This window comes from Cellulomonas wangleii (assembly GCF_018388445.1).
In the GTDB taxonomy this organism is placed as follows: domain Bacteria; phylum Actinomycetota; class Actinomycetes; order Actinomycetales; family Cellulomonadaceae; genus Cellulomonas; species Cellulomonas wangleii.
In genome coordinates this window covers 423011-437004 of record NZ_CP074405.1, presented here as the reverse complement: position 1 = coordinate 437004, position 13994 = coordinate 423011, and the positions used below count along the sequence as shown (strand labels likewise).

The window sequence follows — 13994 nt, the reverse complement described above, 5'->3', positions numbered from 1 at the left end:
GCACGTTCCTGGCTCCATGAGCGGGTGGTGGCCCGCCGGTTGACGCTGCTCGTCGGCGTAGACGGCTCGTGCTCGACCACCCCGCCGTCGCCGTGCGGTTCGCCTGACGCTGACCATGACGGTCGACTCATGACGGTCATGACGGTCGACACGTGACGGTCGACGGTCCGCGCCGGCACGTGTCAGCGTGAACCATGCGCCATCACATCGAGCTGAGCGCGGGCCGCATCGACTACGAGGACACGGGCGGCGACGGACCCGTGCTCGTCTTCGCGCACGGCGTGCCCATGAACGAGACGCAGTGGCGCAAGGTCGTGCCACTGCTCAGCGGGTACCGGTGCATCCTGCCGACCCTCCCGCTCGGCGGCCACCGGCAACCGATGCGCCCGGGTGCTGACCTGACGCACCGCGGCGTGGCGCTGCTGCTCGGCGAGCTCCTCGAGCGGCTGGACCTCACCGACGTGACGCTCGTGCTCAACGACTGGGGCGGTGGCCAGTTCCTGGTCTCCGAGGGCCGCGCGCAACGCGTCGGGCGCATGGTGCTGGTGGCGTGCGAGGCGTTCGACAACTTCCCGCCCGCACCGGCGAAGGCCCTGGCGGCGGCAGCCCGGGTGCCGGGCGGGATCTGGCTGGTCGTGCAGCTGATGCGCACCCGCTGGTTCCGGCACAGCCCACGCGCCTACGGCGCCATGAGCCTGCGCGGCATCCCGGACGACGTCTTCGACGACTGGATAGCGCCTGCGAGGAGGTCCCGGGCGATCCGGCGCGACTTCGCGGCGTTCGCGGCCTCGGCGCCGGATCGCGCGACGCTCCTGGCCTGGTCCGAGCGGCTCGCCGCCTTCACGGGTCCCGTGCTGGTGGTGTGGGCGCAGGACGACCCGCTGATGCCTCGGGACCACGGGCCTCGCCTCGCGGCCCTCTACCCCGCCGGGCGCCTGGTCGAGATCGCCGACTCCTCGACCCTCGTCCCCGAGGACCAGCCCGAGCAGCTCGCCGAGGCGATCCTCGAGTTTCTCGAGGACTCGGCCTAGACCAGGGTCACTGAGCGCGGGGGTGCGGCACGGGCACGTCCGCCCTCGAGCACCGAGAGGTTGGCGACGGTATCCCCCCCGCGTCGGGGTGTGAGCGATACCGTCGCATCATGGCTGAGGTCGACGCACGGTGGGTGCGGCTGCTCGCGCTGGGTCAGGGGCCCGAGGACGACGAGGTGGACGACGAGACGGCGTCGCTGGTCCAGCAGCTCCAGGTCGAGGCGGAGGTGTCCGTCCTCGAGCTGGCTCTGAGCGCGCTGTCGCACGACGACCCGTGGCACCGACAGGCGGCGGCGCGGGTCCTCGGACAGTTCGGGTACCCGGAGGGACGACCCTTCGGCGCGCGCGTGCTCCCCGAGCTGGTGCGCGCGGCCCGTGCGGAGAGGGACGACGACGTCCGCGAGGACCTGGTGGACGCCCTGGGCAAGGCGGAGGACGTCGCGTGGCTCGACGAGCTGCTGTCGTTCGCGGGAGACCCGGCTCCCGGGGTGCGCCGCGCGGTGGCGATGTCCGTACCGGGCATGCCCTACGCCGCACCCCCGACCGAGCGGGCGCTCGATGCGCTGATCACGCTCTCGTCGGACCCCGATCCCCGAGTCCGTGACTGGGCGACCTTCGGCCTGGGCTCCCAGTGGTCGCAGGACTCACCCGCGATCCGCGCCGCGCTGCGCGCCCGGCTGGACGACGAGGACCACGACACAGCAGCTGAGGCGCTGCTGGGACTGGCCCGTCGAGCGGACCCCGAGGCGCTCACCCGGGTCCGGGCTCTGATCGAGGAGCCCGACACGCTCATCGGGCTCGTGGCGCTCGAGGCGGCTGCAGAGCTCGCGGACCCCGTGCTGCTGCCGGCGTTGGAGGAGCTCGCACGGGCGTGGGACGGCGACGAGGACGAGCACACCGAGGCCCTCGCGTTCGCGATCGCCAGGTGCGACCCGGGGTCGCTCGAGGCGGCGAGACAGATCGAGCAGCAGATCGTCACGGCGGTCGACGAGCGCGTCGCCGGCACGGGATGGTCGCTCGCGCTGACGGGTGCCTACCCCCGCACGCTGGCGTGGCCCCGTCGTCCCGACGGCGCGGTCGACGAGTCGGTCGAACCGGACCTCGTGTGGGAGCGACGCACGCCGGACGGGTCCGAGATCGATGCTGTCGTGGTCCAGTGCGTCACCGCGATCCACGAGGCTGCAGCTCGTCGGGGTTGAGAACTGCCTGCCGGGTCCGCGGACCGGGCGCGCACCAGGTCCGCGGACCGGAGGGCGGCACCGTGCGCCTCGCCGTGCGGTTCCGATCGTCCGACCGACCTGATCACTAGGGTGGCTCCGCATGACGACGAGCGAGATCAGCGCGGATCTCGTCCGCGACCTGCTGCGCGACCAGCACCCCGACCTGGCCGACCTACCCCTGCGCGAGGTGGACGGCGGCTGGGGGAACCAGATGTGGCGCCTCGGCGACGAGCTGGCCGTGCGGATCCAGCGGATGGACACGACGCCGGACCACCAGCTCAAGGAGCGCCGGTGGCTGCCGCTGCTCGCCCCGCGCCTGCCGCTGCCCGTTCCCGTCCCGGTGCGCGACGGTGCGCCGTCCGCACGGTTCTCCAAGCTCTGGACCGTCATGACGTGGGTCCCCGGGCAGCCGCTGGACCAGGGGTCGATCACTCGCGGCGAGCACGCGGCCGACGCCCTGGCGGCGTTTCTCCGGGCGCTGCACGTCGAGGCGCCCGCCGACGCACCGGTGGCCACCGACCGCGGCGCGCACCCGAAGGACTGCACCGGCGGCTTCGAGCACTTCCTCGGCTCCGTCGATGCCGAGGCGCTCGGCCGGGACACCGCCGACGTCCGGGCCGTCTGGGACGACGCCGTCGCGGCCCCCGCATGGGAGGGCCCCTCGGTGTGGGTGCACGGTGATCTGCACCCGGCGAACGTCGTCGTCGCCGACGGGACGCTGGCCGGCGTCGTGGACTTCGGCGACCTGTTCGCCGGTGACCCGGCGTGGGACCTCACGGCGGCCTGGCTGCTGCTGCCGGCGGACGCGACCGCACGCTTCTTCACCGCCTACGCGCAGGCCGACGAGGCGACCGTCCGACGTGCCCGCGGACTGGCCGCTGCGAAGAGCCTCTTCCTGATGCTGATGGGCCAGAACGGGGACCGCGGCCTGCCCGGCGGGAAGCCGGCGTGGGGGCCGGCGGGACGCGCGGCGCTCGACCGGGTGCTGAGCGAACCTCTGCCCTGACGTGGTCCGCAGCGTGCGCCGGGACGGTCGCCGTCAGGGCTGCGCCGCGGCGGGCCGGTGCACGGCGGGACGCGTCTCGAAGACGGCGACCTCGTCGGCGGCTGCGGCGAACTGGGCAGGTTCGGCGCCCTCGACGATCCCGAGGCGGATAAAGAACTGGACGCCGTGGGGCACCTCGGTCGGGAACGCGGTCATGACGCGCCTACGAACGGCGGGGTCGGTGACCTCGACCAGGTCGACGTCCTCGTGCGCGCGTCCTCGCGTGAGGCGACCGTGACCGGCGGCGCGGGCGTTCCTGGCCCAGCTCGAGTCGGCGAGCCCGGCGATGACGTAACGGCGACCGTCGACGGTGAGCGGTGAGACGGGCGTCGACCGCGGTTCGCCGGTGGTGCGGCCGGGGATCGTGATGATGTGGATGGTCCCGAGCGGCACGCCGAGCCGGTGCAGGAGCTTCACGAGGCGGTTGGCGGGCTTCAACCATCCGGGCAAGGTGCCGGTGTCGGACATGAGGTGGCTCCCTTCCAGGGGCGGCTCGTGGCGCGGCGGCCAGCGGCGTCGGTGATGACGTCGGGTGTGCGTCGACCGCGACGATCCTGTTCCCGGCACGTCGCCGGGAGGACCGGGCTCTCCCCGGTAGTGTTCGACCCGGGATCATCCCGAGCCGGGATGTAACGTGAACGGGATAGTCCCGTATTGGAGAGATTACGCACGGGGGTGGGAGATGTCGAGCCCGAACGGCGACCGGATCCGCCGGGCGCTCCAGGGTGCGCTGGTCAACGCGGTGCTCGGGAACGAGCGCATCGCGCGCGAGCTCGACCTGCTCGTCACCGACCTCCAGACGCTGCACCTGCTCGTCCTGCGTGAGGACGTCCGCACGCCCAAGCAGCTCAGCCGGACCACGGGACTGCCGACCAGCACCGTGACACGCGTCCTCGACCGCCTGGAGGCCGCGGGCTACGTCCGCCGCGTGCGCGACCCCCAGGATCGGCGTCGCATCAACATCGAGCTCGTCGCCGAGAGGATCGAGCCGATCATCGGCCGCTACCACCAGTACACGCAGAGCCTCGAACGCACGGACGCCGAGTTCAGCGAGGACGAGCTGGGGATCGTCGCCCGCTACCTCGAGCGGACCGCCTCCACCTTCTGAGGCACGGCCGCGGCGGATCGCACCGTCGCGAACCGGACGACGGCGGGTGCATCCGAGAACGCCCCTGGAGGGGAAGAGGGGGCAGGGCGTCGACGACGACGCCCTGCGGTGCGCAGCGCGTGCCGCCCGACCGCCCGCAAGGAGTCCTTCCATGAGGATCCGTCGTCTCGCAGCGTCCCTGGCCGCCACCGCCCTCGCCGGTGGTGCGGTCGTCGGGCTCGCGCCCGCAGCCTCCGCCGCCGGCACCGCCGCCGGCACCACGAGCCTCGCCTCGGTGCTCGCCGCCGACGGCGCGGGATTCGACCGCAACTGGTACGACTACGACATCGTCGACAACGCCGTCAACGCGGTGCTCGCCGCCAAGCCCGGCAGCCCTGTGGCGGTGCTCGCGGACGGGACGGTCCCGCTCACCGCGTTCCTGCCGAACGACCGCGCGTTCCAGGTGCTCGCGCACGACCTGACGCACCGCTGGTACGGCTCGGAGGAGAAGGTGTTCGGGGCCCTCGCGCAGGCGGTGGGGATCGACGCGATCGAGCAGGTGCTGCTCTACCACGTCGTGCCCGGCGCCACGATCGACTCCGCCACCGCACTGGCGTCCGACGGGGCGGCACTGACCACCGCCCAGGGCGGCACCTTCACGGTCGACGTCCTGTCCAAGCGGATCCCGATCGTCGTGCTGCGCGACGCGGACCGCAACGACCTGAACCCGCTGCTGGTGCGCAGCCAGCTCGACATCAACGCCGGCAACGCGCAGATCGCGCACGGCATCTCGTTCGTGCTGCGCCCGCTCGACCTGTGACGCCCCGGCGCCCGCCCGGTGCCGACCGGGCGGGCGCCGGCACTGCGCGGGCTCGGGGAAGGCATCAGGCCGGGCCGCGCGGGACCGGGGGTGAACCGGTGGAGGACCCACCCGCCGGCTTCGCCGGCCGGGACGAGTGGCGCGGTGCCCTCACGCACCTGGCGTGATCAGAGCAGGCCGAGGAACCGCTCCGCGTCGCCGACGCGGGGGAGGTTGTTGAACATGACGTAGGGCGACGGTCGGCCGTCGACCATGTCCCGCAGCCGGCGCAGCTCGTCGTCGGAGTGGACGTGACGCGAGCCGGTCGTGCCGTGCAGGCGGTAGTACGTCTGCTCCGGCGTCACGGTCTCGGTCTGCATCGGGTCGACCACGTGCGCGAGATCGAGCTCGGCGCAGAGCTCCGTGAGCAGCTGCGTGGGCCACTCACCACGAGGTTCCCACAGCAGCCGCGCCGCCGGCCGCTCCACCTGCGTCATGAAGCTCCGCAGCCGTCCGACGTTGTCAGCAGTCGGGCGAAAGCTCTTCGGGCACTGCAGCAGGACGGCGGTGGCCTGCAGGATCCGGGCGCACTCGAGGGTCCGCTGCCATCCCGCGAGGACCGCAGGCGTGGTCCGGAACGCTCCCACCTGGCCCCGTGCGCCGTCCGGCAAGGGCTGCTTCATCCGCCGGTAGGTGGGGCTGTTGGACTCGTGGGTGACGACCTGCCACGCCTTGATCGTGAACTCGAAACCGGCCGGCACCTGGGCTCGCCAGCGCATCAGCACGGCGTCAGTGGGGGGCTCGTAGAACGTGTGCTGGACCTCGACGACGGGGAAGCGGCGCACGTACGACGCCTGGGAGACGGTCCAACCGCACAGCCCGACGTGAACACCCACTGCCTATCCGTCCCCGGTGCAGCACGCTCGAAGCGACGCCCGGCGCAGCACGATCCCGTTGGCCACGCAGCCGATCCTCCCAGGAGTGCACCGTCCCGGCTCGGTGAAGGTTCGGCCCCCCGGCCGGCTCGACAGCGAGCAGTGGCCGGCAGGCAACGGCGTGCGCCGTCACGCGTCGAGCGGCGCACCCGTCGGATCGTCACCCGCGTCGTCGCGCAGCGTCGGGCCACCCAGGGGGTCGGTCGACCACGCGACGAGCCGCCATCCGCCGGTCGGGTCGCCGTCGATCTCGATCGCGCCGGTGTTGTCCAGCGGCGTCCGCTCGACGTCGTCGACGTCGAGACCCGCGACACGGGCGGCCACCCAGCACCGGATGGCGGCTCCGTGCGAGACCACGACCGCGGTGCTCCCGCCCGCGGAGACGACCTGCGCGACGGCGTCGTCGAACCGTGCCAGGAACGTCGCCCCGTCGGGCCCTCCCGGCATGCGCCGGCTCGTGTCGCCGCGCGCCCAGGCGAACACCGTCGAGAGGTAGGCCTGGTGCGCCTCGTGACCGCTGGACATCTCCAGGTCGCCGGCCTCCACCTCCCGCAGCCCGTCGTAGGTCGTCGGCGCGAGGCCCAGGCGATCCGCGAGCGGGGCCGCGGTGAGCGCCGTGCGCAGCAGGGTCGAGACCGCGATCGCGTCGATGCGGCGGCCCGCCAGGGCCGCCGGCACGGCAGCGGCCTGGCGCTCGCCCAGCGCGGTGAGCCGCGGGCCCGGGATGCCGGTGTCGACGAGTCCTCGCACGTTCGACGGGGTCTGGCCGTGCCGCAGCAGCAAGAGACGCATGCGGCATTGTCACCGCCGGATCGTCGGGTCTCGACGGCGGTTGCCCGCCGCACAGCGCGTCGTCGGAGGGTCCGTCACCCACGCCACTGACGTGTCAGCACCCTGCCTCCCCGGGGACGACCTCCTCGATCCGGCGCATCCGCCTGACCGGTGAGGCGACGACGGGCAGGCTCGCGAGGGCCATCGGGAGGGCGCCGATCACGGCGGCGAGCCACGGGCCGAGGCTCGTCACGAGAACGCCGCCGACGAGCGCCCCGAGGGACAGGCTTCCCCACGACGCGAGGCGGTAGGTGGCATTGACGCGACCGCGGAGCTCCGGCGCCACGGCGAGCTGGCGCAGGCTGACGGCCTGGGAGTTGGCGACGCCGATCCCGACGCCGGACACCACGAAGGCCACGGTGAGGCCGGCGAGCGCCGGCCAGCTCGGCTCCCGGACGCCGACGACCCCCACGAGGGGAGCGGTGTTCCCGACCAGCATCGCCACGACGAGGGAGCGCCCGTACCCGAACCGGAGGGTCAGTCGCTGGCTGAGGGCGCTGCCGATGGCCGCACCGACACCCACGGCCATGATCACGGTGCCGAGGACGACGGGCCCCCACCCGAACGTCTGCAGCACCAGGACCGTCAGGGCGAGCAGGACGATCTCGTTGCCGAAGTTCCACAGGCCCGCTTCGGCGACCAGCGCGCGCAGGATCCGGTGCTGCGACAGCGCGGCCAGGCCGACCTTCAGCTCGGCGAGCGCGGAATCGCGCGGAGCGCTCGGACGCCGGGGCTCGGACACCCGGACGTGCGCGAGCAACGCGCCCGAGAGCAGGTACCCGAGCGCGTTCAGGGCGATCGCGATCGGAGCGGTCAGTGCCTGCACGAGCAGGCCGCCCGCCCCCGAGCCGGCGACGCCGATGACGGACTGGGTGGCGGTGATGCGGGCGTTCGCGTCGATCAGCGCGCTGTCCTCGACCACGAGCGGCAGGAACGAGAAGTCCGCCAAGGTGTAGAGCACGGTGAGCGACCCGATCAGCGCGGCCGCGACGACGAGCATCGGCACCGTGAGCCGGCCGCTCACCGCCAGGGCGCACACCGCGACCAGGAGCAGGCCGCGGGCGAGGTCGGCGCCGATCATCAGGGGCCGTCGCCGCACGCGGTCGACGAGCACACCCAGGGCGAGCGTGAGGACGAGGTACGGCGTCAGCAGCGCGGCCCGGACGAACGAGAGCTCGGAGGCGGAGGCTCCCAGCGTCACCACGGCGAGGACCGGGACCGCCAGCTCGCCGATCTCCGCCCCGAGGCCCGAGAAGGCCCCGGCGCCCCAGACGCGCCGGAACGCCGGGACCCGCCACGCGCTGGTAACCGTCGTCATGCTGATCTAGGTTATGGGCGCAACCGTCGTCACCGCAATGGGGGTTATCCTTCCCGCATGCCTGCGTCCTCTCCCGTCACGCCCGCACCGGGCGAGCTCGAGATCGTGCGCGCGTTCGTCAACACCCTCGACATCGAGTCGGGAGCGGACCTGATGCGCGATCCGGACGCGTGGGCCTCGTGGGCGAGCGGGCACGGGCTCGCCTCCCAGGCGACTGCCGCCGACCTCCGCTTCGGCCGAGGGCTCCGCGAGGCGCTGCGCGCGGCCCTGCTCGCCAACCACGACCGCGCGCCGCTGCCGACCGAGACGATCGAGGCCCTCGACGCCGCGGCGACCCGCTCCCGGCTGACGGTGCGCTTCACGTCCGACGGACCGACCCTGCGACCCGTCGGGACAGGCGCCGACGCCGTCTACGGACGGATCGTGTCGGCGGTCGCGGCATCCCTCGCCGACGGGACCTGGTCACGCCTCAAGGTCTGCGCCGCCGACGACTGCCGCTGGGGCTTCTACGACACGTCCCGCTCCCGCACCGGCCAGTGGTGCTCGATGAGCATCTGCGGCAACCGCGCGAAGCAGGCCCGCTGGCGGGACCGCACCGGTCGTACGTGACGAGTCCCTGCCGGCCGCGGTGCGAGCCGGCGCTCGTCGAAGCGACGGGCACTGCGCCCGGGAACAGGACCGGCGCCCGTACCGTGGCCGGGTGCACCCTCCCCTCGCCCCGTTCGACTCCGGGTGGATCAGCCGGCCGGGGGACGTCCGTCTCTTCTGGGAGACGTCGGGCAGTCCCGACGGCCGCCCGGCCCTCTACCTGCACGGCGGCCCCGGCAGCGGTCTCGGCGCCGGTGGCTACCGTCGCCGGTTCGACCCCGAGCGCTACCTCGTCGTCGGGCTCGACCAGCGCGGCTGCGGACGCAGCACGCCGTGGGCGATCGACGACCTGGACCACCTCGACGACAACGCCACCCCCACCCTCGTCGCCGACATCGAGGCGCTGCGCACCCACCTGGGCATCGACCGGTGGCTCGTCCACGGCGTGTCGTGGGGGTCGACGCTCGCGCTGGCCTACGCGCTGGCCCATCCCGACCGCGTCACCGCGCTCGTGCTCACGGCAGTGACGACCGGCAGCCGCGAGGAGATCGACTGGATCACGCAGGGCGTGGGAAGGGTCTTCCCCGAGGCGTGGGAGCGGTTCGCGGCGACGACGCCGGCGGGTGAGCGCGTCGTCGAGCACTACGCGCGCCTGCTGCGTGACCCCGACCCGGCCGTGCGGTCCGCGGCCGCGGACGCGTGGGACGCGTGGGAGTCGACCCACATCTCGCTCGACCCGGGCTGGGCACCCGGGCCCCTGCACGACCACCCCCGCGAGCGGGAGAACTTCGCCACCCTCGTCACGCACTACTGGGCCCACGACTGCTTCCTCCCCGGGAACGCGAGCGTCCTCGCACGCGCCCACGAGCTGGCGGGGATCCCGGGCGTGCTCGTCCACGGGCGTCGCGACATCAGCGGCCCGGCCGTCACACCGTGGAGGCTGCACCAGGCGTGGCCGGGCAGCGAGCTGCACGTCGTCGAGTCGGAGGGCCACGGGGGCGACGTGGAGATGGAGCTCACCTGCCGGGCGATCGACGAGCTCGCGGGTCGGTGAGCGCGGCACCTGTCCGGCCGCGAGGCCGCCCCGCGCGGGCTACAACCCGCAGTGCGGCTCCCTGCAGTAGACCACCACGGCCTCCGCGAGCTGCCGCTCGACGAGGACCGCGGGACGGTCCTGCGCGTCGATCGCCAGGAACGGCACGAACTCGCTGGACGACCTCGGTGGGGTCCACGTGGACAGCAGAGCGGACCGCACGTCCGAGCAGGCGTCGTCCGTGCAGGCGTGCAGCTGCACGCCCGGGTCCACGGTCGCGGCCAGCGGCCGCCCCGAGCCGTCGACGACGAGCTCCGCGCCCCGGGCGGCGCCGCCGGGCAGTCGCGACGACGTCGTCGTCGAGCAGGCGGCGTCGGCGCAGCCCAGCAGCTCGATCCCACCGTCCGACAGGTCCCGGTGCAGGACGACGGGACGGCCGTCGCCGCGCACCGCGAGCGCGAGCACGCGCGAGTACCGGTAGTCGTCCCCCTGCCCGTAGTAGAGGGAGTCGTGCTCGGTGTCCGGCTCCAGCACCTGCACGCCCGTGAGGGCGGTGCCCCCCGGCTCGACCCGGGCGAGGTGGACCAACGCTCCCTGGGAACGCAGCACCCACACGGTGCCGTCGGGCGCGATCTCGACGTCGACGACGTCGTCCCCGGAGGTCGGCCCGAACGGGACGGTGACGGGTTCAGGGCACCGGGCGGTCGCGCACAGGGTCAGCGCCAGCTCCTGGTCGCGGGGGCCGCCGACCGGGTGGACGGCCGCGTAGGCGCCGTCGCGTGCCGCCACCGCGTGGAGCGCCGGGTTGTGGCTGGCCGACTCCTCCGCGATCCTCACCTGGGTCGTCCGCCGGTCCGGGTCCGTGCAGTCGGTCGGCGCACAGGTGACGAGGTCGTACCGCGCGGTCGCCCCGTCGTCGGGGAGCACCCCGGCGAGGATGACGACGCCGGGACCGTCGGGGTCCGCGGCGACCGCGGCGTACTGGAACCTGCCGCTCTCGGCCATGCCGCGACCGTGCTCGCAGCCCTCCTCCGGCGAGCAGAGGAACGTGTCCATGCCGCGGTCGACGTGTTCGAGGACGAGGACCCCGTCCGCGGTGCCGACGGTCATCGGGGCAGCCATGAAGTCGCGCAGCGCGAGGACCTGCGGGCGCAGGGCGGGGGTGACCTGGGGCAGGGTCGGGGCGACGGCGAGCAACGGCACCAGCGCCCAGGCCGCGGCCGCGCTCGCCCAGCCGGCTGCCGCGGACCACCCCGGCCCGGCTGCGCGCCCCCGCTCCCCACGTGCGAGCGTGCCCGTCACGCGTGCCACGCCGCGCCAGGCGAGCGGCGGCACCCCCTGCCGCTCGGCGACCGACGTCGCGCTGATGTGGGCCCACGTCAGGCCCGCGGCTGCCACCGTCAGCGCGATGCAGCCGACCACGGCCTGCAGCACGTCCCGCGCCGCCGTCCACACCAGGCCGTCGGCGTCGGCCGTGAGCCACCTCACCGCCACGACCAGGGCTGCCGCACCCGTCATGACCGTCAGGACCAGGACACGTCCGCGACCGAGCTGCGTACGGGCGGCATCGCAGCGGCGCAGCTCGCGGACCCGACGCGCGGCGGTGCGCAGCCCGACCCCGTGCAGCAGGGCGGCCACAGCCACGCGGCCGCCGCCGGCGACAAGCAGCACAGCCGCCAGCAGCGCGGGGACCACGACGAACGGTGCGAGCGGCATCGGCAGCAGCACGGCCAGAGCCACGGGGACGAGCGTCGCCAGGGAGAGCCCGACCAGGCCCACCAGCAGCACGGCCCACCGGCGGGCGAGCTCACGCACGACCTCCCGCACGCGGAGGGCGCGGTCGAACGCGACGGCCGGGGCCGCCAGGACGACACCGCCCAGTGCCGCGACGGTGAGCACGCCCGCGACGACACCCAGCAGCAACGACGTCAGCTCCGCCGCGCCCGACTCCGCCGCGTGCACCAGGACGCCGTCGTTCAGCAGCGTCGGCGTCGTCCAGGCGCGGACGACGACGCCGACCACGCCGACGAGCGCCGCGGCGACGAAGGCCAGCGCCACCGGCAGCAGGAGCGCGGGACGCCGACGGACCTCCCCGACGCTCCCGTCGGCCGCCGAGCCGAACAGCAGGCTCGGCGTGACGGGCGACGAGCCGTCGGTGTCGGCACGGTCCACCCCGGCACCGGTCGTCAGGGCGCCGGGGTCGCCGGCGGGGGCGTGGCGGCCGTCCGTAGGCGTGCTGCGCATCGGGTCCTTCCGGGGTCCGTGCTGCTGCCGGGCGGCAGGGCACGCGTGCCCGTCCCGCTGAGGTCGCGCCAGAGCCTAGGGGCCACCCCACCGCGGCGCGCGCCACGCGGACGGGGCTTCCGCCGCACGGGTGACGGTCGCACCTCGCGTCGTCACGCCACCCGCGCACCCCAGTCGATGCGGTGGTCGTACATCCAGGCGGTGCTCCGGTCGGTCACCAGGTACCGGAAGACGAGCGGCATGACCGCCTCCTGCACGCGCCGGCCGACCGGGCCGGCGATCTTCGCGCTGCCGCTGCGGGCGCCGGCACTCACGACCCGCTCGACGCGTGCGCGGCGGGCGTGTTCGTACGTGACGAGCGCGGTGCGGGTGTCCGGGCAGTCGCGCAGGGCCTGCGCCAGCACGACCGCGTCCTCGAGCGCGATCGAGGCGCCCTGGCCCGAGCTGGGTGAGGGGGCGTGGGCCGCGTCGCCGACGACGACCATGCGGTCGCTCGACCAGGTCGGGACGTGCGGGAGGTCGTAGGTGTTGTCCCCGGCGAGCTCGAGCCGCCCGTCGGCGACCAGGTCGCCGGCCGGCCCGGGGTCGACGCCCACGAGCGCGTGGAGCTGCGCGCGCCACTCCGGCTCGGTCGTCGCGGCCCGCTCCTCGCGGGTCACCGGCAGGCGGGGCACGTTGACGAACCAGACGACGTCGCCGTCGGGCGTGGGGTGGGCCCCGAAGAACGCCCGGCTGCCGAAGACGAGGTGCCACGCCTCGGGGGTCAGGGTGCGCGCCACATCCGTGCCGCGCGTGACGCCGCCGAAGTTCACGAGGCCGACGTAGCGGCCCGCCGGCGCGGCCGGGTCGATGGTGCACCGGACGAGGGAGTGCACCCCGTCCGCCCCCACGACCAGGTCACCGTCGACATGCGTCCCGTCCTCGAGGACCACCCGACCCGGGCCCACCTGCGCGACGCGCGCACCGGGACGCAGCTCGACGCCCGCGCGCCGGGCATGTCCCGTGAGCACGGCCGCGAGGCGGGACCTCTTGAGGGTCAGCGCGCCGGTGCCGGGGGCCAGCGTGCCGGCGAGCGACAGCGTCCCGAGACGTCGTCCGGACGCGCCGTGCAGCACGTTGTGCCGCGTCCGGAACCCGGCCTGCTCGACCGCGTCGCGCACGCCGAGCGTGGCGAGCACGTCGAGCCCGTTCGGTCCGACTGTGAGGTACGACCCCTCCTCCGCGTCGAGGACGGCCCGTCGTTCCAGGACGACCGCCTCGATGCCGGTGCGGTGCAGCGCCAGGCCGAGCGCCGGGCCGGCGACGCCGCCTCCTACGATGACCACACGCATGGCGGTATCCTTCGTTCGATCTTCGAATCTTTTGACTTTCGAAAGGCTAGGTGGATGAGGGTCTCGCGTCAAGAGGCGCTGACGGCGGTCGGCAGCGCGATGCAGCGCTACCAGCGCAGCGTCCAGTCGTTCGACGACGCCGCCGCCCGGCACCTCGGCGTCGGACCCGCCGACCTGCGCTGCCTCGACTGGCTGACCGACGGTCCGATGACCGCGGGCGAGCTCGCCGCGGCCACAGGACTGCGCCCCGCCGCGACCACGGCACTCATCGACCGGCTCGAGCGCAAGCAGCTCGTCGAGCGCGTCCGCTCGGAGCACGACCGCCGCCAGGTGCTCGTCCAGATGACCGCCGCGGGGCAGGAGGCGACGTGGGAGGTCTACCGACCGCTCGCCGAGGAGGGCGCCTCACTCCTCGACCGGCTCACCGCCGAGGAGATGGACCGGATGAGCACGCTCCTGGACGACATGCGTGAGCTCACCGAGCGGCTCCGCGACCGGCTGGTGAGCGGCGAGTAGCGCCGACTGACGCACG

General features: G+C 74.0%; 14 protein-coding genes. 8 read left to right on the top strand and 6 right to left on the bottom strand.

Going from position 1 to position 13994, the window contains the following annotated elements; genetic code table 11:
* The first annotated feature begins 194 nt into the window (after nt 1–194).
* From KG103_RS02195 to KG103_RS02185, 3 genes are all read left to right on the top strand, one after another.
* A complete protein-coding gene (locus tag KG103_RS02195; RefSeq protein WP_207341880.1) occupies nt 195–1031 on the top strand; it encodes an alpha/beta fold hydrolase in 837 nt (278 codons plus the stop codon).
* Nucleotides 1032–1141: 110 nt separating this feature from the next.
* Nucleotides 1142–2230, top strand: a complete 1089-nt coding sequence (locus KG103_RS02190; RefSeq protein WP_207341879.1) for a HEAT repeat domain-containing protein — start codon at nt 1142–1144, stop codon at nt 2228–2230.
* A 121-nt stretch (nt 2231–2351) separates the two neighbouring features.
* The gene (locus tag KG103_RS02185) at nt 2352–3257 is read left to right on the top strand and encodes a phosphotransferase (protein ID WP_207341878.1); all 906 of its coding nucleotides are present in this window, start codon (nt 2352–2354) and stop codon (nt 3255–3257) included.
* Nucleotides 3258–3290: 33 nt separating this feature from the next.
* On the opposite strand, the gene KG103_RS02180 is transcribed toward KG103_RS02185, so the two are convergent.
* Complete coding sequence (locus KG103_RS02180; RefSeq protein ID WP_207341877.1) at nt 3291–3764, bottom strand: nitroreductase/quinone reductase family protein; 474 nt, start codon at nt 3762–3764, stop codon at nt 3291–3293.
* Between the two features lie 214 nt (nt 3765–3978).
* On the opposite strand from KG103_RS02180, the gene KG103_RS02175 reads away from it, so the two are divergent.
* Together KG103_RS02175 and KG103_RS02170 are read left to right on the top strand one after the other, a co-directional pair.
* Nucleotides 3979–4404: a MarR family winged helix-turn-helix transcriptional regulator gene (locus KG103_RS02175; RefSeq protein ID WP_207341876.1), complete on the top strand. Its 426-nt coding sequence runs from the start codon at nt 3979–3981 to the stop codon at nt 4402–4404.
* Nucleotides 4405–4555: 151 nt separating this feature from the next.
* Nucleotides 4556–5203 carry a fasciclin domain-containing protein gene (locus KG103_RS02170; protein WP_207341875.1) on the top strand — a complete coding sequence of 216 codons (648 nt, stop codon included), beginning with the start codon at nt 4556–4558 and terminating at the stop codon, nt 5201–5203.
* A gap of 167 nt (nt 5204–5370) precedes the next feature.
* On the opposite strand, the gene KG103_RS02165 is transcribed toward KG103_RS02170, so the two are convergent.
* The 3 genes from KG103_RS02165 to KG103_RS02155 all read right to left on the bottom strand — a co-directional run bounded on the left by KG103_RS02165 (nt 5371) and on the right by KG103_RS02155 (nt 8266).
* The gene (locus KG103_RS02165) at nt 5371–6078 is read right to left on the bottom strand and encodes a DUF72 domain-containing protein (RefSeq protein WP_249670701.1); all 708 of its coding nucleotides are present in this window, start codon (nt 6076–6078) and stop codon (nt 5371–5373) included.
* Nucleotides 6079–6246: 168 nt separating this feature from the next.
* Nucleotides 6247–6909 carry a histidine phosphatase family protein gene (locus tag KG103_RS02160; protein ID WP_207341874.1) on the bottom strand — a complete coding sequence of 221 codons (663 nt, stop codon included), beginning with the start codon at nt 6907–6909 and terminating at the stop codon, nt 6247–6249.
* A gap of 94 nt (nt 6910–7003) precedes the next feature.
* The gene (locus tag KG103_RS02155) at nt 7004–8266 is read right to left on the bottom strand and encodes an MFS transporter (protein ID WP_207341873.1); all 1263 of its coding nucleotides are present in this window, start codon (nt 8264–8266) and stop codon (nt 7004–7006) included.
* Between the two features lie 57 nt (nt 8267–8323).
* Here KG103_RS02155 and KG103_RS02150 point away from each other — a divergent pair, with 57 nt between their 5' ends.
* Both KG103_RS02150 and pip read left to right on the top strand, forming a co-directional pair.
* Nucleotides 8324–8875, top strand: coding sequence for a CGNR zinc finger domain-containing protein (locus KG103_RS02150; RefSeq protein ID WP_207341872.1), 552 nt, complete (start codon nt 8324–8326; stop codon nt 8873–8875).
* Nucleotides 8876–8966: 91 nt separating this feature from the next.
* Nucleotides 8967–9908, top strand: coding sequence for a prolyl aminopeptidase (gene pip / locus KG103_RS02145; protein WP_207341871.1), 942 nt, complete (start codon nt 8967–8969; stop codon nt 9906–9908).
* A 39-nt stretch (nt 9909–9947) separates the two neighbouring features.
* Here pip and KG103_RS02140 read toward each other — a convergent pair whose 3' ends face one another.
* The gene (locus KG103_RS02140) at nt 9948–12131 is read right to left on the bottom strand and encodes a hypothetical protein (RefSeq protein ID WP_207341870.1); all 2184 of its coding nucleotides are present in this window, start codon (nt 12129–12131) and stop codon (nt 9948–9950) included.
* A gap of 152 nt (nt 12132–12283) precedes the next feature.
* Nucleotides 12284–13462 carry an FAD-dependent monooxygenase gene (locus KG103_RS02135; RefSeq protein WP_207341869.1) on the bottom strand — a complete coding sequence of 393 codons (1179 nt, stop codon included), beginning with the start codon at nt 13460–13462 and terminating at the stop codon, nt 12284–12286.
* Between the two features lie 54 nt (nt 13463–13516).
* Here KG103_RS02135 and KG103_RS02130 point away from each other — a divergent pair, with 54 nt between their 5' ends.
* Nucleotides 13517–13978, top strand: a complete 462-nt coding sequence (locus KG103_RS02130) for a MarR family winged helix-turn-helix transcriptional regulator (protein WP_207341868.1) — start codon at nt 13517–13519, stop codon at nt 13976–13978.
* The last annotated feature ends 16 nt before the right edge of the window (nt 13979–13994 follow it).